This window comes from Steroidobacter agaridevorans, assembly GCF_009932555.1.
In the GTDB taxonomy this organism is placed as follows: Bacteria; Pseudomonadota; Gammaproteobacteria; order Steroidobacterales; family Steroidobacteraceae; genus Steroidobacter; species Steroidobacter agaridevorans.
This window is the reverse complement of the sequence record NZ_BLJO01000005.1, coordinates 547,811-568,840: the sequence shown is the minus strand read 5'-3', so window position 1 is coordinate 568,840 and position 21,030 is coordinate 547,811. Positions and strand designations below refer to the sequence as shown.

Below are 21,030 nucleotides of genomic sequence, written 5' to 3'. Positions count from 1 at the left end.
CGACCTAAAAAATTTCGAACAGGCCGGCAGCGCCCATGCCGCCGCCGACGCACATGGTCACGATGCCGTACTTGGCGCCGCGACGCTTGCCTTCGATCAGCAGGTGGCCTGTCATACGAGCGCCGGACATGCCGTACGGGTGGCCGATGGAGATGGCGCCACCGGACACGTTGAGCTTGTCGTTGGGGATGCCGAGCTTGTCACGGATGTACAGCACCTGGCTCGCGAACGCCTCGTTCAATTCCCAAATGCCGATGTCGTCCATCTTCAAGCCGTGCTGCTTCAGCAGCTTCGGCACGGCGAACACCGGGCCGATGCCCATCTCGTCCGGATCGCAGGCCGCGACCGTCATGCCGCGATAGGCGCCGAGCGGCTTCAGGCCGCGCTGCTCCGCTTCCTTGGCTTCCATCAGCACGCAGGCGGCTGCGCCGTCGGAGAGCTGCGAAGCATTGCCGGCGGTGATGAACTTGCCTTCCTTGATGCGCTGACCGTTCTTGAACACCGGCTGCAGCTTCTGCAGATCGGCCAGCGTGGTCTGCGGGCGGTTGCCTTCGTCGAGCTTCAGGTTCACGGCCTTCTCGGACGTGGCGCCGGTCTCCTTGTCGGTCAGTATCATCGTCGAGGGCAGCTGTGCGATCTCGGCGTCGAAACGGCCCTCGGATTGAGCCGTCGCCGTGCGCTGCTGAGACTGCAATGCATATTCATCCTGGGCTTCGCGGCTTACGCCGTAGCGCTCGGCGACGATTTCCGCAGTCTCGATCATCGTCATATAGATCTGCGGAATGTTCTTGACCAGCCACGGATCGGCGGCGCGGAACTTGTTGACCTTGTCGTTCTGGACCAGCGAGATCGATTCGACGCCGCCGCCGACGGCGATCTGCATGCCGTCGTGAACGATCTGTTTGGCCGCGGTGGCAATCGCCATCAAGCCCGACGAGCACTGACGATCCATGCTCATGCCGGACACGGTGACCGGCAAGCCGGCGCGCAGCAGCGCCTGACGCGCGACGTTGCCGCCCGTCGAGCCCTGCTGCAAGGCGCAGCCCAGAATCACGTCTTCGATCAGGGCGCCGTCGATGCCGGCGCGCTTCACCGCTTCGGCGATCGCGTGGCCGGCGAGCTCCTGGCCTTGAGTGTTGTTGAATGCGCCCCGATAGGCCTTGCCGATCGGCGTGCGCGCGGTGGAAACAATGACTGCTTCACGCATGGGATATTCCTATCGGTTGTTTATTTCAGGTCTTGAAACTTCTTGCCCTCGGCCGCGAGCTTTTCCAGCAGCGGCGAGATTTTGAAGTCGGCGCCCAGCTTCGGGCCGTATTCCTTGAGCTTCGCGACCACATTGGCGAGGCCGACGGTGTCGGCATAGAACATCGGGCCGCCGCGATACACCGGCCAGCCGTAGCCGTTGATCCACACGATATCGATGTCGGAGGGGCGGATCGCAATCTTCTCTTCCAGGATCTTCGCGCCTTCGTTGATCATCGGATAAATGCAGCGCTCGAGGATTTCCTGTTCGGAAATCTGGCGCGGCGTGACGCCGGCCTTGGCGGCGAAGTCCTTGATGACTTTCTCGGTGACCGGCGACGGTTTGGCATTGCGCTGCTCGTCGTAGTCATAGAAGCCCGCGCCGGTCTTCTGACCGCGGCGGTCCATTTCGCACAGCACCTCGCGCACCGTCGAGCTCTTCGATGTTTCTTTGCTCCAGCCGATGTCCAGGCCGGCCAGGTCGCCCATCGCGAACGGGCCCATGGGCATGCCGAAGTCGTACAGCGGTTTATCCACGTCCCACGGCATCGCGCCTTCCAGCAGCATCGCCTGCGCCTGCGCCTGACGGGCGGCGAGCATGCGATTGCCGACGAAGCCATGACACACGCCGACCAGCACGCCGATCTTGCCGATCTTCTTGGCCAGCTGCATGGCGGTCGCGACCACTTGTTTGGAAGTCTTTTCGCCGCGCACGACTTCGAGCAGACGCATCACGTTCGCCGGCGAGAAGAAGTGCAGGCCGATGACCCACTCGGGGCGCTTGGTCGCGCTGGCGATCTCGTCGACGTTCAGATACGAAGTGTTGGAGGCGAGGATGGCGCCTTGCTTGACGATCTTGTCGAGCTTGCCGAACACGTCCTTCTTCACGTCCATGTTCTCGAACACGGCTTCGATGACCAGGTCGCAGTCGGCGAGCTTTTCCAGCTCGAGTGTGCCGCTCAGCAGGCCCATGCGCTTCTCGACGTCTTCGGGCTTGAGCTTGCCGCGCTTCGCGGTGGTCTCGTAGTTCTTGCGGATGACGCCCAGGCCGCGCTCCAGCGCTTCCTGTTTGGTTTCCACGATGGTGACCGGAATGCCGACGTTCGCGAAGTTCATCGCGATGCCGCCGCCCATGGTGCCGGCGCCGATGATGCCGACCTTCGCGATCGGCAGCGTCGGTGTGTCGGCAGGCACATCCGGAATCTTCCACACTTCACGCTCGGCGAAGAACACATAGCGCTGCGCGGCCGATTGGATGCCGCCCATCAGCTCTTGGAACAATGTGCGCTCGACCTTCATGCCTTCGTCGAACGGCAGGTTCACTGCGGCTTCGATGGTGCGGATGTTGTATTCGGGAGCGAGAAAGCCGCGGAACTTGCGTGCGTTGGCTTTGCGGAAGTCGGCGAAGATTTCCGGTTTGCCGCGTGCGGCTTCGACCTTGTCGTTCATGTCGCGCACTTTCTTGAGCGGACGCTTCTCGGCGACGACTTTCTTGGCAAATGCGATCGCGCTGGCGCGCAAGCTGCCTTCCGGAACGATCTCGTCGATCAAGCCAGCGGCATTCGCGGTCTTTGCATCGATGTGCGCGCCCGATGTCACCATGGCCAGCGCCTGCTCGGGACCGACGACACGAGGCAGGCGCTGCGTGCCGCCCGCGCCCGGCAACAAGCCGAGGTGAACTTCAGGCAGACCGCACTTCGCGGAAGGAACAGCGACGCGATAGTGACAACCCAGCGCAACTTCGAGACCGCCGCCGAGCGCAGTGCCGTGAATCGCGGCGACCGTCGGCTTGCTCATGTTCTCGATTTCGGTGACGACTTCCGGAAGCCAGGGCGACTTCGGCGGCTTGCCGAACTCGGTGATGTCCGCGCCGGCGTGGAAAGTGCGGCCTTCGCAAATCAACACCACCGCTTGCACCGCGGCGTCGGCATTCGCCTTGTGCATCGCCTGGACGATGCCTTCGCGCACCGCATGTCCCAGCGCATTCACGGGCGGGTTGTTGATTGTGATAATCGCGATCCCGTCTTCCACGGACAGGTCGGTCACGGCGTTGATTGCCCCCATCGGTGCGTCTCCTGTTGATGATTGATCGATCCGCGAGGCGGAATGACGCGGCTGACGGATTCGTTCCGCCCTGCTTGTCGACGTCGCGGGGCCGGCATTATGGCGCACTTTCGCGCGCTTTACCGCAGTGCAAAGTATTCCGCAGCGCGGGTTGGTTACCAACGGGTAATCAATGAGTTAGCGCGGTCGGATGGTCCGACAATCAGCGCCTGGCGCCCGGTTTAGTCACAGTTGCCGAATGCGCCTTGCAGCCGTAGAGCTGCGGTTCCGAAGCGCAAACGTCCGCAACGCCTTGCTCTTGCCAGAACGCCGGCAGGCCCGCAGCGCTCACTACTTGTTCGAAGCGCGGATGCTGGCGCAAGAATTTTGTTTGCGGCATCCACAGCACACGCAGCGGCAATCGTTCGCCCTGGCGCTGCAGCCGGGACATGCGGTTGAAGACGAAGTCGGGTTGTTTCAACGCCGTGCCACAGAGAATTTCAGTCGACGGATCGATCTGCTGCTCGCTCGCTGCGAGCGTCACCGCCTGCAGAGCTTGTGGAATGTGGCGGCGATTGTCCGCCGCGAGCAGCAGCGGCTCGCCCCAGCGATTGAAATCCTGAGTGCTCAGCGCGCCGCGCAATATTTCTTTTGCGGACGGATTGTCGCCAGCGAGCATGGCTTCGAGCGCGCGTACCGGCGACGGTGTCGATTGGATCGACGGCGGAGCAGGTGTCGTCGTGAGCGTGTACGAGAAACATTCGTTCGCGCCGATGCTCTGCGGCTGGACAGCGACGGCTTGAGCGGCGAACGGCGCTGCTTCCTTGTACCTTCCGGCATCCACGAGCAGACAGGCAAGACCTTCGAGCGCCGCGCCGGTTTGCACGTCGAGCGTCAGCGCACGCTCGAATTGCTCGCGAGCGGCGACCCATTCATTGCGTCGTAAATGGGCGAGACCGAGCGCGGCGTGCGCATCGGCGATTTCTTCATCGAGGGTGAGAGCGTGTTCGGCGCTGCTCTCGGCCAGCTGCGTCAGCGATTCTTCGTCTTCGCCGCCCAGGCTCAGATAGCCAGCGGCGAGCGCGCCCCACGCACGCGCGAACTTCGGCTGACTGCGAATCAGCGACTCGAGCCTCTCGACCGAGCGCGCGCGACTCGGAGCTGCGGGCGGTTGTGTGAAGCCCGCGCTTTGCGAGCCCGACCATTCGAGCGAAGTATTGAGAAACGTGTCGTACGCCTTGGCGTCGTCAGTGCCGATGAGTGAGACCCAATCGCCGGTCGTATGCGCAGCGTTGAGAAAACGGGGCAGCGCCGTCGCGAACGCACCGATGGTTGCGAGACGAGTGTCATCCGGCAACGGCAGCGGGCTCTCTCGATCGACGTGCTCGTCCGGCGCAATCAATGCGAGCTTCGCCTGCTTGCCGTCTGCGCCTAGCGTTACGCGCAACGTGAATACTTTGGGATCGGCGGGATCGATGGAGACCGCGGACATGTGCATCTTGCCGCGAGTCAGCAGATGGTTGAGCTCGTAGCGCAGCCACGCGATGTCGGCGTTCTCTGCTTCGCTCTGCAACTGCAGGCGCAGAGGCTTGGAGGCGTGGAATTCCTCGCGCACCGGCGGAGGAGGAATGACCGGCTCCGGTGTTTCGGGCGTGCAGCTGCGAAGAATGGGCCACGAGACCAGCGCGGCGAGCAGGAGCAAGCCCGCCACGCGGCGGGCGGTGAGAAAACGGTCAGGTGTTGGGTGTTCGGTGTTGGTCTGAGCTTGCACGGCGGCGCTAGTTTAGTGCCGCCGCGGCATCAATCGCCAATCATCGGTACTGATTGCCACCCTGGTCGAGCACGCTCGCGAACTCCGCCCGGCGCGGCACGCCCTCGAAAGTAGAGGTGCGCACGAACATCTTGGCGCGATCGGTGGCGTTGAACGAACCGTTCTGTCCTTCGATATGACTGTTGGCGACGTGCACGATGGCGTCTTCGACGATCAAACCCGTGCCGGTAGCCACGATGGTGCTGTTGGTGATGTACAGCTCGCAGCCGCCGCGGGCGATGATCGCGTCACCTTCCACGTACATCTTGCGGTCATCGAGCTTCAGCATGCGCTTGCCTTCGCAGATGATGGGCTCGCTGGCCCGGACGCCGGCCGCATTCGATCGAGTCGAAGCGTCGCCTCGGCCGGAGCTGACGATGCTGACGCCAGGACCGGAGACACGCAGCGTCCCGCCAGTGCGATCGATCGTGTAGTTCGATTCGGCGGCCTGAGCTCGCTCGGCTGCGGCGGCCGGTGAGTTGTCGACGACTTGCGCCGGCTCAGCGGGCGCGGCCGGACTTGCTGGCGCAGCCGCCGCTGCTGGAGCGGCCGGCATTGCGGCCGTCGTCGCTTCCGGAGCGGGCAAGGGTGTCGCGGATGCCACGGACGCCGATTTCAACTGCGCAATCGGTGCGGCGGCGAGATCGTTCAGGTTGATGGTCTGAACCTGACCGGTCGAGCGGTCGCGGACCGTGAACACTTTGGTCTGTGTGTCACTCGCCAGCACTTCGTAACGAGGATTGCGTTCCAAGGCGGTGCGTGCCCAGGTCAATTCCGCCGGCTCGCTGGGCAAGGTGGAGGCTTGTTCACCGCCGCGGCTACAGGCGCTGAGCACGGCGAGCGCGACACAGCTGAGAGCGACGCGAGCGGTGGGGAAACGGGCTGCTGAGCGGATGACAAGTGACGACATGACAGTCTCCAGAAGCAGATCTCTATCGTCACTCCAGCGGCGACGAGAGTCCATCACTTCTGTTCGGCCGATGCCCTCACTTGGATGATCGGCGGCCATTGATGACGGCCGCCGGTCATATGTCACATCAGCGCGTGGGCGCTCAAGCCAGCGCCTTGAGTTGCTTGAGCAGCTCGGCTTCGCGGTCCGCAGTGAGGCCAGCGCGCAATTTGGCCTTCTGCTCGGCCGGGCGCTGCTCGTGCCAGGCGAGCGTGTCTTTGATGGTTGTATCCAGATCGCGGAATCGCAGGCCCTGCGCGACGGCTCGCGCCGAGCTGACCAGCGTCGCACCCGCTTCCTTGCCGACCGGCGGCGCCCAGATCGGAATTTCGCCGTTCTCGACCAGTTTCTGCTGCTCGATGAACGACTGGCTCGCCCAGGTGAACGACGCGTTCGATTTGGAAATACGCTTGCTGGCGTCGAGCAGTTCGCCCATGGTCACGGCGCCCGGCGGATTGCAAAGGTTGTAACGGCCTTTGATCTTGCGCTCGACGCAGGCGCGCATGAAGTCGGCCATGTCACGCACGTCGATGAATTGCACCGTGTCGGCCGCCGTGCCCGGCGCCAACACTTCGCCACCGCGAGCCACTCGCACCGGCCAGTAGGTGAAACGATCCGACGAGTCGCCCGGCCCGACGATATAGGAAGGACGGATCACCGCCTGGTTGTCGCCGAATGTTTGCTCGACGACTTTTTCGCAGGCGGCCTTGAGTCCGCCGTAGTTGTCGTTGCTGATCTCGGTGGCGTCGGGATCCTTCAGCTCCGCCAGCTGGTAATCTTCGTCGATGCCCGGCGGCGTCAGATCGGCGTAGGCCGAAATGCTCGACACATAAATGTAGTGCTGAGTATGGCCCTTCAACAATTCGGCGCTGAGCTTCACCTGCTTGGGGAAGTAGCCGGAGTTGTCGACGACCACATCCCAATCGCGGCCTTTGAGCACATCGAGCGGCCCGGCGCGGTCGCCGATCAAAGTTTCCACATCCTTGAACAAGCCAGGATTGCGCTTGCCGCGATTCAGCAGCGTGAGCTGGTGACCGGCGGCGCGCAGCTCGCGCACCAGATGCGGACCGCTGATACCGGTGCCGCCGAGGATCAGCACTTTCATGGGTTTCACCTTCGGCTCCGCCGCGAATGTTTCTCCCGCCAGCAGCGTTGCCGCTCCAGCCATCAGCAGCGCTTCACGTCGATTGATCGAGATGCTCATTGTGACACCTTGTTTTGACTCGACTCGCTCGGAGCCGCCGACACCGCGCTGGCGTCGCCCGGGCCCGGTCGCACATATTTTTCCAGCCACTGCCGCGAGGTCTCGTACCAGAACAACGAGTTCTGCGGCTTCAGGATCCAGTGGTTCTCGTCGGGGAAGTACACCAGCTTGCTGGGCACGCCACGATTCTGCAGCACATTGAACAGCTCCAGGCCGTGATTCACCGGCACGCGCCGGTCGAGCTGGCCGTGGATCACCAGCGTCGGCGTGTTGAAGTTCGCCGCGAAGGTGTGCGGCGAGTTGCGCGAGAAGCGCTCGACGTCGTCCCAGAATTCGCCGTAACGTTTCTTGTCCGCGCCATAGTCGCTGCTGTATTGAGTGTAGGAGTTGTACACCGCTGCGTGCGCCACCAATGTTTTGAACGGATGCGGCTTGCCCAACAATGAAGACGCAAGATACCCGCCGTAACTGCCACCGCCAGCGGCCATTCGTTCAGTGTCCAACCACGGCTGGGCACGGAACCACTCGGTCGCCTTGATGGTGTCCTCATAAGGCATGGCCATCGATTCCTTGGTGATGGAATCGGTCCACGCCTGGCCGAAGCCGCTCGAGCCATGGAAATTGTGCCAGGCCGTGACATAGCCCCAGTTCGCGAACACCTGCGCATTCCAGCGCCATTGGTAAGCATCGGTGACGCCGTTGTGCGGGCCGCCGTGCAGGAGCAGATAGAGCGGCCACTTGCGATCCGGCGTGAAGTTCGGCGGATAGACCACCCACATCTGCACGTCTTCGTTGTTGGCGCCTTTATAGGTGACGCTTTCGACCTTACCCGGAGTGAGCCGCGCCAGCACGGGGTCATTGAAGTCCGACAACTTCGTGGCCGCCCCGGTGCGCGCGATGATGCTCACGAGCGTCGGCGGTTCGGTGAAGCTTTGGCGCAGGCCGACGATCACCGGCCCGCTGCCCGCGATGGCGAGCGAGTCGAAGCTGTGCTCGCGAGTCACGGCCTTCGGTTCGCCGCCGCCGATATCGAAGCGATAAATGCGACGCGTGCCAGCGTCATCGATTGCGCCGAACAGCGCCGAGCTGTCGGGCGACCACACCAGGCCGTCGGCGGAACGGTCCCACTCTTCGGTGAGATTGCGCAGCTTGCTGCCACGACGGTCATACAACATGAGTCGCGCGCGGTCGGCGTAGAAATCTTTGATCACCTGGCGACGGAACGCGAGCGACCGACCGTCCGGACTGTACAGCGGCACGGTGTCGTCGCCGGTATTGTCCTTGGTCAGATTGGTGAGATTCTGCGGCGAGCCGCCTTCCACCGGCAGTGTGAAAATATCGAAGTTCGGATCGATGCCGCTGGGGTCGTTGTTGACCGCGAACGCCACCTCGGCGCCGTCCGGCGAGATGTCGTAAGAATTCCCATCGGGCTCGGCGCGATCCAGCGAGACGCCGGCGCTGCGAGTGATGGCCTGCGGCTCGCCGCCGTCGATGCTGATGGAATAAATGTGCGTGTCGCGATCGTCGAGAAAATGATCCCAGTGGCTGACCGGCGCTTTCTCCCACACCCGTGCGGTCATTTTCGCTTCATTGCGCTCGGTCATGCGCTTGTCCATGTCGGCCCAGCTGTCGAGATCGGTCCACACCTGCGACAGGAAGGCAATGCGTCGCGAATCCGGAAACCACTTGGGCGCAATCACGCCGGTCGGAACATTGGTCACACGGCGGGCTTCGCCGCCATTGACCGCGATGACATAAAGCTGCTGTTGCTTATCGTCGCCGCGCTTGCCGACGAACGCGATCATCTCGCCGTCGGGACTCCATACCGGCGATGACGCCGAGCCGCCCGAGCTGGTGAGCTGGCGTGCTTTGCCCGGCTTGGTCGGTATCAACCACAGATCGGTGTCGCCCTTGTTCTTGTCGACGTCGAAGCGCGTGACCGGCACGACCGACAGGCGGCCATCGGGAGAAATATCGGGAGTGCCGAGTCGTTGTAGCTGCCACATCGCGGCCGCGGTGTAGGGCTCGGCGTGCGCGGAGGCCGCGAGCACGATGCCAGCGATGAGTGCGACGACGCTGCGATTGCTGTGCGGCTTTTGCTTATGACAATGCCCGAGCTCGTGTCTGCGAATGGGCGGCATGCGGATCATCGGTGTGCCTCGTGCTGTTCGAATCCAGTCCGTGCAATTGACATTAGTCTATCCAAGCGTCTGGCCCTGCTGTGCAAGCTGAGAAGTGGGTCCATTTCTTCGCTGTCATCGCTACGTACACTTTCGACTGTCCAGCAAGTGCGCGGCCCCGCTTAAATGCGCGACCCGCGCGCACGGCTCGCTAGAGCCACGCTCAACTCGCACGGAGGCGTCGATCGCATGGAGCGTCAGAAAAGGGGACTTCGAGTGATCCAAGCCAAGTATCGTAATCGCCTGCCTTTGCCCCAGCCCGCCGTCGTGCACGTGCGCCGTTCCTACGCCGAGAGCCGTCATGGCCAGATTCATCTGTCCACGGCCTACCCGTCGGGCGGCGGTTTCGACGAGCGTACACCGGTTATCTGCCTGCATCACAGTGGCGGATCCGGCCGCTTGTTCGCGCCCATCCTGCGCGAGCTGGGACACGATCGGAGCGTCTATGCGCCCGACCTGCCGGGGCACGGCAATTCCGACCCGGCCAGCAGCAAGGCGAGCGTCGCCGACCTGGCCGCCGCGATCGGCGATTTCATCGAGAGCCTGCGTCTGCGCAGCGTCGATCTCGCCGGTTATCAGCTCGGTGCACTGGTTGCGGCCGAGCTCGCTATTACCCGTCCGCAGACGATCCGTCGCGTGATGCTGTGGGGCGTGCCGTCCTACTCCGCGCAGGATCGCGCATCACTGCTGCAGAATGTGCCGTCGCCGGGCTCCCGTGAAGACGGCAGCGACGTGTCCGACGAATGGCGCCGGATCGTCGAGCGTCGCGGGCCGGGCGCGCCCATCGGTGCTTTGACCGATGAGCTGAGCGATCGGCTGCGGGCCGGCAACAGCGGTGCGCGCTCGTTCGTCGCGATGGTCGAATATTCCGCGTCGGAGCGCCTGCCGCTGGTGAAACAGTCGGCGCTGGTGCTGCGCTTGAAGGATGAGTTCTGGGAGCACTCGGGACGCGCTCGCGCATCGCTGCCGAATGGCTCGATGCTCGATCTGCCCGACTATGGCCAGGGCTTCCTGAGCGCAGCCCCGCAGCGGTTCACGTCCGTGGCCCGCGAGTTCTTCGATCGCTAAGCCACCCAGGCACAGGGATGTGCCCGCCACCGCAGGTGGCGAGCGCAGGGGAAAAGTCGCGCCTTTTCCCTATGCGCCACAGCGCGAGTGGCAGGATGCCCGAGTCGCTGTTTTATAAAGCGCGCTCCCAACTCCAGGCGCAGGCCAGGCCCGCGATCAGGCAGGTCGTTGCCCAGCGCGACGCCATCAGCGCCATCGTCTTGGTCGACAGCCCGCGTTCCGGCGCAACGCTGATCCAAGCAGCGACCACTGCGGGCAACGACACCGGCACCCAGCAGAGCATCGCGAACGACAAGCCCCGGATCCACCAGGGCACGTCGACCATGCCGGCCAATCCCCAGCTCAGCCAGAACAGCAGCCCGAGGCCGGTGCCGCAGATCAGGTGCAGGAACGCGTCGGTGAAACTCACCGTGCTCATCTGCGTGCCGCCCGAGCGGATCAGCTCGTAAAGGGATTGGATCACCGAGTGGGCCAGCACCGCGACCAGCCCGCTCAAGCTGCCCATGATCAGCAGATAATTCAGCTCAACCATGACTAGCGCAGCACTTGCTGCAGGCCCGCGAACAGCTTGTCCACTTCATCGTGGGTGTTGAACGCGTGCAGCGAAATTCGGACCGCGCCTTCGCTCTTGCCGGGCCATTGCATGTCGCGTGCAAACACGCGATGACCGCGTACCAATCCGAGCGTGATATCGGAGGCCAGGCGGCCGGGCACATGGAACGACAGGATGCCGCCCCACAAGCCCGGGCGATTCGGTGTCAGCACTTCGACGCCCGGCAACTGTTGCAAGCGCAGCCGTGCGTAGATCGTCAGCTCACGAATGCGCGCCTCGATCCGGCTGCGCAGGACTTGCTGATGAAAACCCAGCGCCACTTCGGCGCCACGCAGCGGCGCCCAGCTCAGCGGGACAATGTTTCCTAACTTATGCAGTGCCGCCGGCGCGCCGACGTGACCGTTCGATTGCGTCGGCGTGATCACCGGCGGCGAGGCATCGATGCCGCGCGGCAATGAGGGCCAGATGCGATCGAGCATGTCCCGGCGCACATACAACATGCCGGTGCCGTTGCTGCCGCCGAGCCATTTGTGAAATGACGTTCCATAAAAATCGCAGCCCAGATCGCGCAGCTGGAAATCCAGCATGCCGAGCGCCTGCGCGCCGTCGACGACGCTGATCAGATTGCGGCTGCGGGCGAACTGACACAGCTCCTGAACGGGCATCAACGTGCCGTCCGCATACTGGACGTGCGAGAACATGAGCACTTTGGTGCGATCGGTGACGGCGCCGGCAAACAAGCCGAGCGCTTGCTCGGGGCCACTCAGCGGCGCCGGCAGATCGATCTGTTTGACGACGATGCCGCGGCGCCTGGCCAGCAGCAGCCACGGACTGATCACAGCCGGATGCTCACGATTGGTCGTGAGGATTTCATCGCCGGCATTCAGGTCGAGACCGTTCGCGACCGTCGCGAGCGCTTCGCCGGTGCCGCGAGTAAATACGATTTCGTCCGCATCGCAGCCGATGAAGCCGCCGAATGCGGTGGCGATGCGCGTGCTCTCGGCGCTCCACTGTCCCTCGGCGAACGAAGCCACGTTCAGGCTTTGCGAATCGCGGACGCGATATTCGGTCGCCATCGCGGCGCGCAGCGTCGGGCCGGCGGTGGCGACGTCCAGATAGGTCCGTTGCAGGTCCAGCACCGGCTGAGTGCGAAACCATTGCCACAGCTCCTTGGTGGTGGCCGGCATGCTGCCGATCGGCTGGGCAGCGGCGGGCGCGGATCCACCCAGGGCGGCGGCGCCCAAGGATGTCACCAAGGAAGAAGCAATCAGGTCGCGGCGTGTAAGACGGTTGGTCGAATCGTTCATGCGGACGTTCAGAGTGAGCCGGCGGCAGCGGCGCGCATTATTGCAGGAATGCGGTATCCTGGCCTGTATGTCCCACGATTACCTCGAACGTATTCTCAAAGCGCGCGTCTATGACGTTGCCATCGCCACTCCGCTAGACGCCGCGCCGCGGCTCAGCCGCCGGTTGGGCAACAGCATTCTCTTCAAGCGGGAGGATCTGCAGCCGGTCTTCTCGTTCAAGATTCGCGGCGCCTACAACAAGATTGCACACCTGTCGGACACGGCCGCCAAGCGCGGTGTGATTTGCGCCTCAGCCGGTAATCATGCCCAGGGCGTGGCGCTGGCCGCCAAGCGTCGCGGCATTCCGGCAACGATCGTCATGCCTCAGACCACGCCGCAGATCAAAGTACAGGCGGTATTGGATCACGGCGCCGAGGTCGTGCTCCATGGCGACGATTACGATCAGGCGTACGAGCATGCAATGAAGGTGATGGGCGAGCGCCAGCTGGCGTTCATTCATCCGTTCGACGATCCGGATGTGATCGCCGGTCAGGGCACCATAGGCATGGAGCTGTTGCGCCAGTGCGCGGGCGAGCAGATCGACGCCATCTTCATCGCGGTCGGCGGCGGCGGTCTGATCGCCGGGGTCGCGGCCTATGTGAAGTATTTGTTTCCAAAGATCAAGATCATCGGCGTCGAGCCCGACGACGCCGATGCGATGTACAAATCCATGCAGGCGGGCAAGCGCGTCACGCTGGATCGCGTCGGGATCTTTGCTGACGGCGTTGCCGTGCGCCGGGTCGGCGAGGAAACGTTTCGTCTGGTGCGCGAGTATGTCGATGAGATCATCCTGGTCAGCACGGATGAGATCTGCGCGGCCATGCAGGATATCTTCGAAGAGAACCGCACCATCGTCGAGCCGTCGGGTGCGCTGTCGGTGGCCGGTATCAAACGTTACGTGCAGCGCGAGCAGTGCCGCGATCGCACGTTCATTTCCATCAACTGCGGCGCGAATGTGAACTTCGATCGTCTGCGCCATGTCGCGGAGCGCGCCGACATCGGCGGCCAGCGCGAGGCGCTGATCTCGGTGGAGATTCCGGAGGCGAAGGGCAGCTTCCTGCGCTTCTGCGAGACGCTCGGCCGTCGCAGCATCACCGAATTCAACTATCGCTACAGCGACACGGCTTCCGCGCAGTTGTTCGTCGGCCTCGGATTGAGCGACGGCCGTCGCGAGAAAGAAGCGACCATCAAGTCACTGAAGGACACGGGTTACACCGTGCACGACATGAGCGACAACGAAGTCGCCAAGCTGCACGTCCGCTACATGATCGGCGGCCACGCCCGCGGCCTCGACAACGAACGCCTGTTCCGCTTCGAATTCCCCGAGCGCCCCGGCGCCCTGCTGAAGTTCCTCAACGCCATCGGCACCCGCTGGAACATCACCCTGTTCCACTACCGCAACCACGGCTCCGACTACGGCCGCGTCCTCGTCGGCGTCCAGATCCCGCCCTCCGAAAGCACGGAGTTCGACCTGCACGTGCGCGAACTGAAATACGTGTACGCGGAGGAGACGGAGAATTCGGCGTACAAGATGTTCTTGGGTGGGTGAGAAGCAATGGCGGCGCCAGTCTCCCGTCTAGGAAGACAGATCGCCGAAGTCACCACGGCGCTGCGAGGCATCGACGCGCAGTTCGCTCTGATCGGCGGCCTGGCACTGGCGTCGCATAACGTCGTGAGAGCGACGCAAGATGTGGATCTGCTGGTCGACTCTGATAGGGCGGACGACGTTCATGTGGCCATGATGCGCCTCGGTTATGACTGCCTGCATCGGAGCGCCGATGCAGGTAACTATTCCCGCAAGGACGAGCGCGTGGATTTCCTATATGCGAGCCGCCCGATTGCCCGTAGATTGCTGGCGGGCGCCAGAGACGTGAAGACATCTTTTGGCGGCCTGCGTGTCATCAGCACCGAAGGGCTGATTGGTTTCAAACTCCAGGGGTGGGTGAATGACGCGCGCCGCACGCGAGACATGGAAGACATCCGGGCATTGTTGCGAGCCAACCGGAACACCGTGGACATGAAGGAAGTACGCGAGTACTTTCAGTTATTCGACCGTACGGAACTGCTCGATGAGCTCCTCCAAGAAATCGACTGACGCTCCGATCGTCGCGGAAGGTGGCGTCAATCAGTCGGCGGACGCGCCTGCCGATCCGTTCCAGGCGCTGGACGATCTGATGGCCGTCGTCGAGGAGTTGTGTCCGGTTTGGCCCACGCGCCCGACGTTTGCCGACGAATCCAACTATCTTTTGTGACCTGGGACTGAGTTATTCCAAACTCGCCAGCGCTTCCTTCGTCCGCTTCGTAATCACCGCATCTTCGCCCTGAGCCTTCGCGAGGAGCGGATAGCTTTCGCGCAGTAACGGTGCGGCGGCGGATGGGCGATCTTGGGCGAGGAGGGTGCGGCCGAGAGAGCTGTTGATGGCCGCGAGTTGCGGGCTGTCGGCTGCGAGGGACTTGGTGGCGATCTGCGAGGCTTGGCGCAAGGTTTGCTCCGCTTCTTTCAAGCGGCCTTGTTCCAGCTGAGCGCGGCCGAGGCCAGACAATGCAGAGGCGGCGAAGGGGTGGTCTGCGGGCAGAGAGGCGCCGTAGATGGCGAGCGCGGCGCTGAAGTCTTGCTCGGCGCGAGCGGCGTTGCCGGCATCTACACGCACCAAGCCGAGACTCACGAGATCGTGCCCAACGTAAGGATGCTGATCGCCGCGCGCCTTGCGATCCAAATCGACGACGCGAACGAGCACTTGCTCCGCCTGCGCGAGATCGCCGCGACGATGCAGGAAGCGGCCATAGTTCGCGCTGGCATCCAATGTCAGCGGATGCGTCTCGCCCAACACCTTTCCAAGGATCTGCAGCGCTTCCGTATATAGCCCCGCCGCCTCATCGAGCTTGCCGAGCGATTGCGAGGTGAAGGCGAGGTTCAGCACGTGAATGCCGACCTGAGGGTGATCGTTGCCTAGCGACTGCCGATCGATATCCAGCGCCGCGCGAAACAAGGTGGCCGCGCGCTCGAAGTCATTGCGATAGGTGTACAGCCCGGCCAGCTCGTTCATCACCGACGCGGCGGCGGAAGTCCGGTCCTGACCGTGCTGACGATAAATCTCGAGGCTGTCGCTGAAGTACCGTTCCGCGCCATCGAGATCGCCTCGCAGCTGCGCGAGGCGGCCGTGGGCGAGCAATGTCGGCGCGACAGCCACCGCATCGGCCCCTAGCAATTCCTTCTGCATGGCCAGCGCCGCATCGAGTTGCTGCGAGCAGGCGTCGAGCTGGCCGCGCTCACATAAGGCTAGGCCAAGTGCGGCACGGGCCTGCGCAACCTCAGGATGACGCTCGCCGTGAATCCGAATGCGCGAGTCCAGCGCATCCTGCAGCAGTTCAACGGAGCTCTCGTGCAGCCCCATGCTGCCGTAAACGCGCCCGATCGTTCCCAACAGCGTGGCCCGCGTTTCCGGCTGATCGTTGAGACCGAATCGAATGCGCCGCGCGCCGATATCCAGCATCTCGCGCGCCGTCACCTGATTGCCGCGACTCCGCGACGGATCGGACAGCTCGAACAGCTCGACCAGGAACGACGAGATCTGCTCCGCGCGCGTGCGCTCGGCCGTCGCAACGTCGCGTTCCTCCGCAATCTTCTGCGCCTGGATGTACGTCACTGCCGAGAACGCAGCGAGCGTGATGACCACCGCAACGCCGGCCGTCACCGACAGCGCGTGTCGCTTGATGAACTTGCGAGTTCGATAGACCCAAGTGTCACTGGTTGCGAGAACGGGCTGCCCGTTCAGGTGATGCTCGACATCCGCGGCGAGTTGCTCCGCGGAGGCATAGCGACGCTCCGGGTCCTTCCGCATCGACATGCCGATGATGTTGTCGAGGTCGCCGCGCAACTGCTTTTGCAGGCGAGCAGCGGTGGTTGAGCGATGCGAGGCGAGGTCCGCCATCAATTCCGGCGACTCGTCCATGACGCGCGCGACCATCGCGCTCGGCGGCAAGGCCTCCTGCTCGCAGATGATCCGCTCCATGTCCGTGAGGCTGGTGCCGACCAGGTGGAACGGCCGCCGGCCGCACAACAATTCGTACATCAGCACGCCGAGCACATAGATGTCGCTGGCAGTCGTGATCACATCGCCGCGCACCTGCTCCGGGCTGGCGTGCGCCGGCGTCATCACCCGGTACTCGAAGTGCGTGACTGCCAGCGTATGCGCCGAGTGTCGCGAGTCGAGCAGCTTGGCGATGCCGAAATCCAGCAGCTTGGGCACCCCATCGGGAGTGATCAGGATGTTGTTGGGCTTCAGGTCCCGATGCACGATCAGGTTCTGATGCGCGTAGTGGACCGCGCCGCAAATGGTCCGCAGCAGCTGTAAGCGCTCTGCCACGGACAGCCTTCGACGGTCGCAATAAGTGTCGATGGGCTCGCCGTCGATGTACTCCATGACCAGATACGGCGTGCCATCGGGCGCGCGACCGCCGTCGAGCAGGCGCGCGATGTTGGGGTGCTGGAGCGTCGCGAGGATCTGCCGCTCCATGCGCAGGCGGCTCTGAATCTGCGGCGAGAACAGGCCGCCGCGTACGATCTTCAGCGCGACGCGCTGCTGATACTCCTCGTCGGCGCGCTCGGCGAGATACACGTCGCCCATGCCGCCGGAGCCGAGTTTGCGCACGATGCGATAGCGGCCGAGCAGTTGACCTTCGAGCGTTTCCAGTGGCGATGTACGCGCGCTTTCGCCGGCCGCGACGTCATCCCAGAAGCCTTGCTCCTGCGCCACCTTCTCGCCGAGTGCATCGCCAAGCGCCTGCAGGACATGCGACAGCAATGTTTCATCGGCTCCGCAGGCGCGCCGCACGTAGTCGCCACGGTCCTGCGTGCTGAGGCCACGCGCGTGCGCGACGATGGTCGTGACTTGTTCGTGAATGTTGTTGCCGTTTTCCATCGACCGCCATCATGCATCAGGAAGGCGCTACCGTGTAATATGCGCAGGCACGTGAATAACGTGACTCAAAACTGAAATCTGACTGAATTGGGACTAACCCGGAGAGTAACCATGGCAACGAAGCGTAAGGCGAGCAAGAAGGCCGGCAAGAAAAAGACGGCCGCCCCGAAGAAGGCTGCTCCGAAGAAGAAGGTCGGCAAGAAGAAGGCCAGCAAGAAGGCCGGTGCCACCGTGGTCCGCACGCCGCAAAAGAAGTAATCGCGCGCTGACCAAAGTGAGCGATGCCGTGCCCGCAAGGCGTACGGTATCGCCATTCTCCTCCAGACCATCGCCCCCTCATGTATCGATCGCTGCGCCCCGTCCAAACTGAAAAACTCCACGCGCGCGGCCTGACCTTCCACGTGTATCGCTGGCCGGGCAGTGACCCGGATCCGCTGGTACTGCTGCACGGCTGGGGCGACACGGGCGAGACGTATCAGTTCCTGGTCGATTGCTTTGCCGCCGATCGCACCTGTGTCGCCATCGACATGCGCGGCTTCGGTCGCACGCAATGGCCCGCCGATGGCTACTGGTTTCCAGACTACCTCGCCGATCTCGATGCGCTGCTGGATCGGCTGGCGCCCGATGCGCCGATCGATCTGGTCGGTCATAGCATGGGCGGCAACATTGCGATGCTGTACGCCGGCGTGCGGCCACAGCGCATCCGCCGACTTGTCAGCCTCGAAGGCTTTGGCATGGCGCGCACGACGCCCGATCAGGCGCCGGCACGCTATGCCGAATGGCTCGATGAGGTGAAGCACGGCACCGAATTCGCGATTTACGACAATTACGAGCAGCTGGTTCGCGTGCTCGCGCGTCGCAACCCTCGTACTCCGAAAGATCGAGTGGAGTTCATTGCGCGCTCCTGGGGACAAACGCGAGGCGACGGCAAGGTCGAATTGCGCGCCGATCCCAAACACAAGCGAACCAATCCGGTGCTCTATTCACGCGAGCAGGCCGAGGCTTGCTGGAGCGCCATCGAGGCGCCGTTGTTATTCGTGGTCGGCGATCAATCCGATCTGGCGAAGCGCCTGGGCGATGAGATCGCCGAACCCAGGCTGCGCTCGATCTATCGCCAGCTCAGCTTCGCGACCGTCAACGATGCCGGCCACATGATGCATCACGAGCGGCCGGATGAAGTCGCGGCGCTGATCGAAGAGTTTCTCGAGAGCAAATGAAAGAGGGGACGGATTTGAAGTCCGTCCCCTCTGCAAACAATCGAACAAACGTCCGCTTACTTTTCTTTCAGCTCGTCGGCGGTATCTTCGGCGCCTTCGCGCGCTTCATCGATCGCATCGTCCACTTTGTTTTCCGTCGATTCCTCGCCGCCGTTCTTGAGCGTATCGACGGCCTCGTCGACTTCTTCGCCGGCTTGTTCCACCGGCCCTTTCTTTTCGCACGCGGCCAGGCCGACACTCAGCGTCGCTGCGAGCAGCGCGGACCAAAGCAGTTTTCCCGTCATTTTCATGATGTTTCTCCGCGGTAAAAATTCGTCAGAAAAACGTTTACGCATGCGGGAAGTTCCGAATTGCTGCGCCGGAACCGGGCATAAGCTCACGCGTTCCGAAATTGAAGCGGCGCGCGGTACAAGGAGGGTCGCGAGCTGGAGTGTTCAACGAGGGGTATGGAGGTTCACATGTTGTCTTGGGCGCTGACGTTCTTTGTAGTTGCGATCATCGCCGCCGTGCTGGGCTTCACCAGCATTGCCGGCGCCGCGGCCGGTATCGCGAAAATCCTGTTCTTTATTTTCCTGGTCCTGACCTTGGTGGCACTGGTGGGTGGCGCGTTGCGCGGCAGGCCTCCGGTGTGACATTGATGTGACAAGGGGGACAAGCAAAAAGAAACGGGGCCGAAAGGCCCCGTTTCTTTAGGACTTGCAGAGGAGCTCAGGCGAACAGCAACGCCTGGCTGACAGCGACTCGCACGGTCTCCGGCACGAACGGTTTGGTGACCAGGAATGTAGGCTCGGGACGCTCGCCTGTCAGCAGACGCTCCGGATACGCGGTGATGAAGACGATCGGCACTTCCACTTCGCTCAGGATCTGCCGGACGGCGTCGATACCGGAGCTGCCATCGGCGAGCTTGATGTCCGCCAGCACCAGGCCCGGCTCGGTCTTGCGCGCGGCGCGGACCGCTTCGTCGCGGGTGGTCGCGATCGCGGCGACGGTATGGCCCATCTCGCGCACGATGCTCTGGAGGTCGAGCGAAATGATGGGCTCGTCTTCGATGATGAGCACCTTGGTGCTGGGCTGGTTGGAGATCTCGCGCACCGCCTGGCTCACCATTTCTTTCACTTCCTCTTCGTCGACGCTGAGGATGTGCGCGGCGTCGCTGATGTTGAAGCCTTCCATCGCGGTGAGCAGCAATGCCTGACGGCGCGCCGGCGTGAGCTCGCTCAAGCGCCGCTCGACGCCGTCGACGTCGCGCTTTGCCGACGCGGCCGGCACTTCGATATGCGCGCTGTTCCAGAGTTTATGGAACAAGCGATACAGGCCAACTCTTGGAGACAGGCGGGCATCCAGTACCGAAGTATCGGCAACAATCGCTTCCAGACATGCCCGGACATAGGCATCGCCACTTTTCTGCGTGCCGCACAGCGCGCGGGCGTACCGGCGCAGATAGGGCAGATGTTCGGCGATGGCGTGAGCTAAGGCCATGGAGACTCCTGAATACGGTTTCTTTAGCGGCGCGATGGAGCGCTCTAGATGAATGCAGCAATACTATGTACGAACGGGGGGGAAGGTTCCTTACTCCCTGGAACTTTTTCACGGCGCTAGGCGTTCCTTCCCCCACTGAGCGTTAGACCCCAGGTATGGACCATGCGCGACCCGACGCGCCATTACCCCAATCAGCCATGATCATGAGTGAGCAAACCAAGCCTGACGAGTCCGTCGAAGCACCGGCTGCGAGCGCGGCGACGGAGCAAGTCCCAGATTGGCTCGGTACGCGCTTGAAGCGCATGTTCACCGACGTCATGGACGAGCCCGTGCCCGACGAGTTCAAACAGCTGCTGAAGCAGCTGGAAGACAAGGAGCGTGGCGCTTGAGTGGCGCGCAAGGGGCGCCGCCCATGACCGGCCAGGATAAATTTCTCGATCAGGTGACGGCACTGCTGCCGGCCCTGCGTGCTTTCGGACGTTCCTTGTGCGGCGACCCGGCGCGCGCCGACGATCTGGTGCAGGACACGGTGCTGAAGGCGTGGACCAACCGTGAGCAATTCCAGACGGGCAGCAATCTGAAGGCCTGGCTGTTCACGATCCTGCGCAACTGCTACTACTCCGAGCTGCGCCACCGCAAGTTCGAGATCGAGGATCCGGACGGCATCTGCGCATCGCAGATGGCCATTGCGCCGGACCACGATGCCAAGCTGCACCTGCGCGATTTGAACCGCGCGCTGCAAGAGCTGCCGGTGGATCAGCGCGAAGCTCTGGTGCTGGTGTGTGCGACCGGCCTGTCCTATGAAGAAGCGGCGGACGTGTGCCAGGTCGCGGTGGGCACGATCAAGAGCCGTATTGCACGCGCTCGCGACCGCCTGGTCGAGCTGCTCGGCGAGGACGCCACTCAGGTGACCGGGACGTTGCCCGGGGTGAACTCTCTCAGCGAGCCTAATATCAGCAATGAACGGCGCTCGGGCGTGTCCTGAGCACTGAGGTTGTTTCGCTGCGGGGAGTC

At 63.0% G+C, this 21,030-nt stretch carries 20 protein-coding genes; 9 read left to right on the top strand and 11 right to left on the bottom strand.

Translation table 11 applies throughout. The features are described from left to right. Positions 1 to 4: 4 nt before the first annotated feature. The 6 genes from GYH35_RS20650 to GYH35_RS20625 all read right to left on the bottom strand — a co-directional run bounded on the left by GYH35_RS20650 (position 5) and on the right by GYH35_RS20625 (position 9,392). The gene (locus tag GYH35_RS20650; protein ID WP_161829369.1) at positions 5 to 1,207 is read right to left on the bottom strand and encodes an acetyl-CoA C-acyltransferase; all 1,203 of its coding nucleotides are present in this window, start codon (positions 1,205 to 1,207) and stop codon (positions 5 to 7) included. Between the two features lie 20 nt (positions 1,208 to 1,227). Next, the gene (locus GYH35_RS20645; RefSeq protein WP_161829368.1) at positions 1,228 to 3,309 is read right to left on the bottom strand and encodes a 3-hydroxyacyl-CoA dehydrogenase NAD-binding domain-containing protein; all 2,082 of its coding nucleotides are present in this window, start codon (positions 3,307 to 3,309) and stop codon (positions 1,228 to 1,230) included. Positions 3,310 to 3,511: 202 nt separating this feature from the next. Next, positions 3,512 to 5,059, bottom strand: a complete 1,548-nt coding sequence (locus tag GYH35_RS20640; RefSeq protein WP_161812658.1) for a tetratricopeptide repeat protein — start codon at positions 5,057 to 5,059, stop codon at positions 3,512 to 3,514. Positions 5,060 to 5,099: 40 nt separating this feature from the next. Then, positions 5,100 to 6,008 (bottom strand): hypothetical protein, encoded by a 909-nt coding sequence (locus GYH35_RS20635; RefSeq protein ID WP_161829367.1) that lies wholly within the window; start codon positions 6,006 to 6,008, stop codon positions 5,100 to 5,102. A 142-nt stretch (positions 6,009 to 6,150) separates the two neighbouring features. Further along, a complete protein-coding gene (locus GYH35_RS20630) occupies positions 6,151 to 7,251 on the bottom strand; it encodes an NAD-dependent epimerase/dehydratase family protein (protein ID WP_161829366.1) in 1,101 nt (366 codons plus the stop codon). Next, a complete protein-coding gene (locus tag GYH35_RS20625) occupies positions 7,248 to 9,392 on the bottom strand; it encodes an alpha/beta hydrolase family protein (RefSeq protein WP_161829365.1) in 2,145 nt (714 codons plus the stop codon). Before GYH35_RS20625 ends, GYH35_RS20630 begins: the two co-directional genes overlap by 4 nt. Positions 9,393 to 9,647: 255 nt before the next feature. Here GYH35_RS20625 and GYH35_RS20620 point away from each other — a divergent pair, with 255 nt between their 5' ends. Continuing rightward, a complete protein-coding gene (locus GYH35_RS20620; protein WP_161829364.1) occupies positions 9,648 to 10,499 on the top strand; it encodes an alpha/beta fold hydrolase in 852 nt (283 codons plus the stop codon). 112 nt (positions 10,500 to 10,611) lie between these two features. On the opposite strand, the gene GYH35_RS20615 is transcribed toward GYH35_RS20620, so the two are convergent. Together GYH35_RS20615 and GYH35_RS20610 are read right to left on the bottom strand one after the other, a co-directional pair. Continuing rightward, the gene (locus GYH35_RS20615; RefSeq protein ID WP_161829363.1) at positions 10,612 to 11,031 is read right to left on the bottom strand and encodes a hypothetical protein; all 420 of its coding nucleotides are present in this window, start codon (positions 11,029 to 11,031) and stop codon (positions 10,612 to 10,614) included. Between the two features lie 2 nt (positions 11,032 to 11,033). Beyond that, on the bottom strand, positions 11,034 to 12,359 hold the full coding sequence (locus GYH35_RS20610) for an aminotransferase class V-fold PLP-dependent enzyme (RefSeq protein WP_161829362.1): 1,326 nt from the start codon (positions 12,357 to 12,359) through the stop codon (positions 11,034 to 11,036). Between the two features lie 67 nt (positions 12,360 to 12,426). On the opposite strand from GYH35_RS20610, the gene ilvA reads away from it, so the two are divergent. Genes ilvA through GYH35_RS20595 form a run of 3 tightly spaced genes read left to right on the top strand, consistent with a single transcriptional unit; the run spans position 12,427 to position 14,650 of the window. Further along, positions 12,427 to 13,947 (top strand): threonine ammonia-lyase, biosynthetic, encoded by a 1,521-nt coding sequence (ilvA, locus tag GYH35_RS20605; protein ID WP_161829421.1) that lies wholly within the window; start codon positions 12,427 to 12,429, stop codon positions 13,945 to 13,947. A gap of 6 nt (positions 13,948 to 13,953) precedes the next feature. Continuing rightward, positions 13,954 to 14,493 carry a nucleotidyltransferase family protein gene (locus GYH35_RS20600; RefSeq protein ID WP_161812665.1) on the top strand — a complete coding sequence of 180 codons (540 nt, stop codon included), beginning with the start codon at positions 13,954 to 13,956 and terminating at the stop codon, positions 14,491 to 14,493. Further along, on the top strand, positions 14,468 to 14,650 hold the full coding sequence (locus GYH35_RS20595) for a hypothetical protein (protein WP_161812666.1): 183 nt from the start codon (positions 14,468 to 14,470) through the stop codon (positions 14,648 to 14,650). Before GYH35_RS20600 ends, GYH35_RS20595 begins: the two co-directional genes overlap by 26 nt. A gap of 12 nt (positions 14,651 to 14,662) precedes the next feature. Here GYH35_RS20595 and GYH35_RS20590 read toward each other — a convergent pair whose 3' ends face one another. Next, the gene (locus GYH35_RS20590; protein ID WP_161812667.1) at positions 14,663 to 17,320 is read right to left on the bottom strand and encodes a serine/threonine-protein kinase; all 2,658 of its coding nucleotides are present in this window, start codon (positions 17,318 to 17,320) and stop codon (positions 14,663 to 14,665) included. Positions 17,321 to 17,431: 111 nt separating this feature from the next. Between GYH35_RS20590 and GYH35_RS20585 the strand changes: the two genes are divergently transcribed. Both GYH35_RS20585 and GYH35_RS20580 read left to right on the top strand, forming a co-directional pair. Next, a complete protein-coding gene (locus GYH35_RS20585; protein ID WP_161812668.1) occupies positions 17,432 to 17,578 on the top strand; it encodes a hypothetical protein in 147 nt (48 codons plus the stop codon). Between the two features lie 80 nt (positions 17,579 to 17,658). Then, positions 17,659 to 18,537 (top strand): alpha/beta fold hydrolase, encoded by an 879-nt coding sequence (locus GYH35_RS20580; RefSeq protein ID WP_161829361.1) that lies wholly within the window; start codon positions 17,659 to 17,661, stop codon positions 18,535 to 18,537. A gap of 56 nt (positions 18,538 to 18,593) precedes the next feature. On the opposite strand, the gene GYH35_RS20575 is transcribed toward GYH35_RS20580, so the two are convergent. Next, the gene (locus tag GYH35_RS20575) at positions 18,594 to 18,827 is read right to left on the bottom strand and encodes a hypothetical protein (RefSeq protein ID WP_161812670.1); all 234 of its coding nucleotides are present in this window, start codon (positions 18,825 to 18,827) and stop codon (positions 18,594 to 18,596) included. 168 nt (positions 18,828 to 18,995) lie between these two features. Between GYH35_RS20575 and GYH35_RS20570 the strand changes: the two genes are divergently transcribed. After that, on the top strand, positions 18,996 to 19,169 hold the full coding sequence (locus GYH35_RS20570) for a DUF1328 domain-containing protein (protein WP_129641894.1): 174 nt from the start codon (positions 18,996 to 18,998) through the stop codon (positions 19,167 to 19,169). Between the two features lie 76 nt (positions 19,170 to 19,245). On the opposite strand, the gene GYH35_RS20565 is transcribed toward GYH35_RS20570, so the two are convergent. After that, positions 19,246 to 20,016, bottom strand: coding sequence for a response regulator (locus tag GYH35_RS20565; protein ID WP_161829360.1), 771 nt, complete (start codon positions 20,014 to 20,016; stop codon positions 19,246 to 19,248). Positions 20,017 to 20,219: 203 nt separating this feature from the next. Between GYH35_RS20565 and GYH35_RS20560 the strand changes: the two genes are divergently transcribed. Together GYH35_RS20560 and GYH35_RS20555 are read left to right on the top strand one after the other, a co-directional pair. Continuing rightward, positions 20,220 to 20,405, top strand: a complete 186-nt coding sequence (locus GYH35_RS20560; protein WP_202624449.1) for a NepR family anti-sigma factor — start codon at positions 20,220 to 20,222, stop codon at positions 20,403 to 20,405. 23 nt (positions 20,406 to 20,428) lie between these two features. Next, complete coding sequence (locus GYH35_RS20555) at positions 20,429 to 21,001, top strand: sigma-70 family RNA polymerase sigma factor (protein WP_161812672.1); 573 nt, start codon at positions 20,429 to 20,431, stop codon at positions 20,999 to 21,001. The last annotated feature ends 29 nt before the right edge of the window (positions 21,002 to 21,030 follow it).

Excerpts from the sequence above, each read along its gene's own strand:
- GYH35_RS20650 (WP_161829369.1), bottom strand. The coding sequence starts at position 1,207 with ATGCGTGAAGCAGTCATTGTTTCCACCGCGCGCACGCCGATCGGCAAG.
- GYH35_RS20645 (WP_161829368.1), bottom strand. The coding sequence starts at position 3,309 with ATGGGGGCAATCAACGCCGTGACCGACCTGTCCGTGGAAGACGGGATC.
- GYH35_RS20635 (WP_161829367.1), bottom strand. The coding sequence starts at position 6,008 with ATGTCGTCACTTGTCATCCGCTCAGCAGCCCGTTTCCCCACCGCTCGC.
- GYH35_RS20630 (WP_161829366.1), bottom strand. The coding sequence starts at position 7,251 with ATGAGCATCTCGATCAATCGACGTGAAGCGCTGCTGATGGCTGGAGCG.
- GYH35_RS20625 (WP_161829365.1), bottom strand. The coding sequence starts at position 9,392 with ATGCCGCCCATTCGCAGACACGAGCTCGGGCATTGTCATAAGCAAAAG.
- GYH35_RS20615 (WP_161829363.1), bottom strand. The coding sequence starts at position 11,031 with ATGGTTGAGCTGAATTATCTGCTGATCATGGGCAGCTTGAGCGGGCTG.
- GYH35_RS20610 (WP_161829362.1), bottom strand. The coding sequence starts at position 12,359 with ATGAACGATTCGACCAACCGTCTTACACGCCGCGACCTGATTGCTTCT.
- ilvA (WP_161829421.1), top strand. The coding sequence starts at position 12,427 with ATGTCCCACGATTACCTCGAACGTATTCTCAAAGCGCGCGTCTATGAC.
- GYH35_RS20600 (WP_161812665.1), top strand. The coding sequence starts at position 13,954 with ATGGCGGCGCCAGTCTCCCGTCTAGGAAGACAGATCGCCGAAGTCACC.
- GYH35_RS20595 (WP_161812666.1), top strand. The coding sequence starts at position 14,468 with ATGAGCTCCTCCAAGAAATCGACTGACGCTCCGATCGTCGCGGAAGGT.
- GYH35_RS20590 (WP_161812667.1), bottom strand. The coding sequence starts at position 17,320 with ATGGAAAACGGCAACAACATTCACGAACAAGTCACGACCATCGTCGCG.
- GYH35_RS20585 (WP_161812668.1), top strand. The coding sequence starts at position 17,432 with ATGGCAACGAAGCGTAAGGCGAGCAAGAAGGCCGGCAAGAAAAAGACG.
- GYH35_RS20580 (WP_161829361.1), top strand. The coding sequence starts at position 17,659 with ATGTATCGATCGCTGCGCCCCGTCCAAACTGAAAAACTCCACGCGCGC.
- GYH35_RS20575 (WP_161812670.1), bottom strand. The coding sequence starts at position 18,827 with ATGAAAATGACGGGAAAACTGCTTTGGTCCGCGCTGCTCGCAGCGACG.
- GYH35_RS20570 (WP_129641894.1), top strand. The coding sequence starts at position 18,996 with ATGTTGTCTTGGGCGCTGACGTTCTTTGTAGTTGCGATCATCGCCGCC.
- GYH35_RS20565 (WP_161829360.1), bottom strand. The coding sequence starts at position 20,016 with ATGGCCTTAGCTCACGCCATCGCCGAACATCTGCCCTATCTGCGCCGG.
- GYH35_RS20560 (WP_202624449.1), top strand. The coding sequence starts at position 20,220 with ATGAGTGAGCAAACCAAGCCTGACGAGTCCGTCGAAGCACCGGCTGCG.
- GYH35_RS20555 (WP_161812672.1), top strand. The coding sequence starts at position 20,429 with ATGACCGGCCAGGATAAATTTCTCGATCAGGTGACGGCACTGCTGCCG.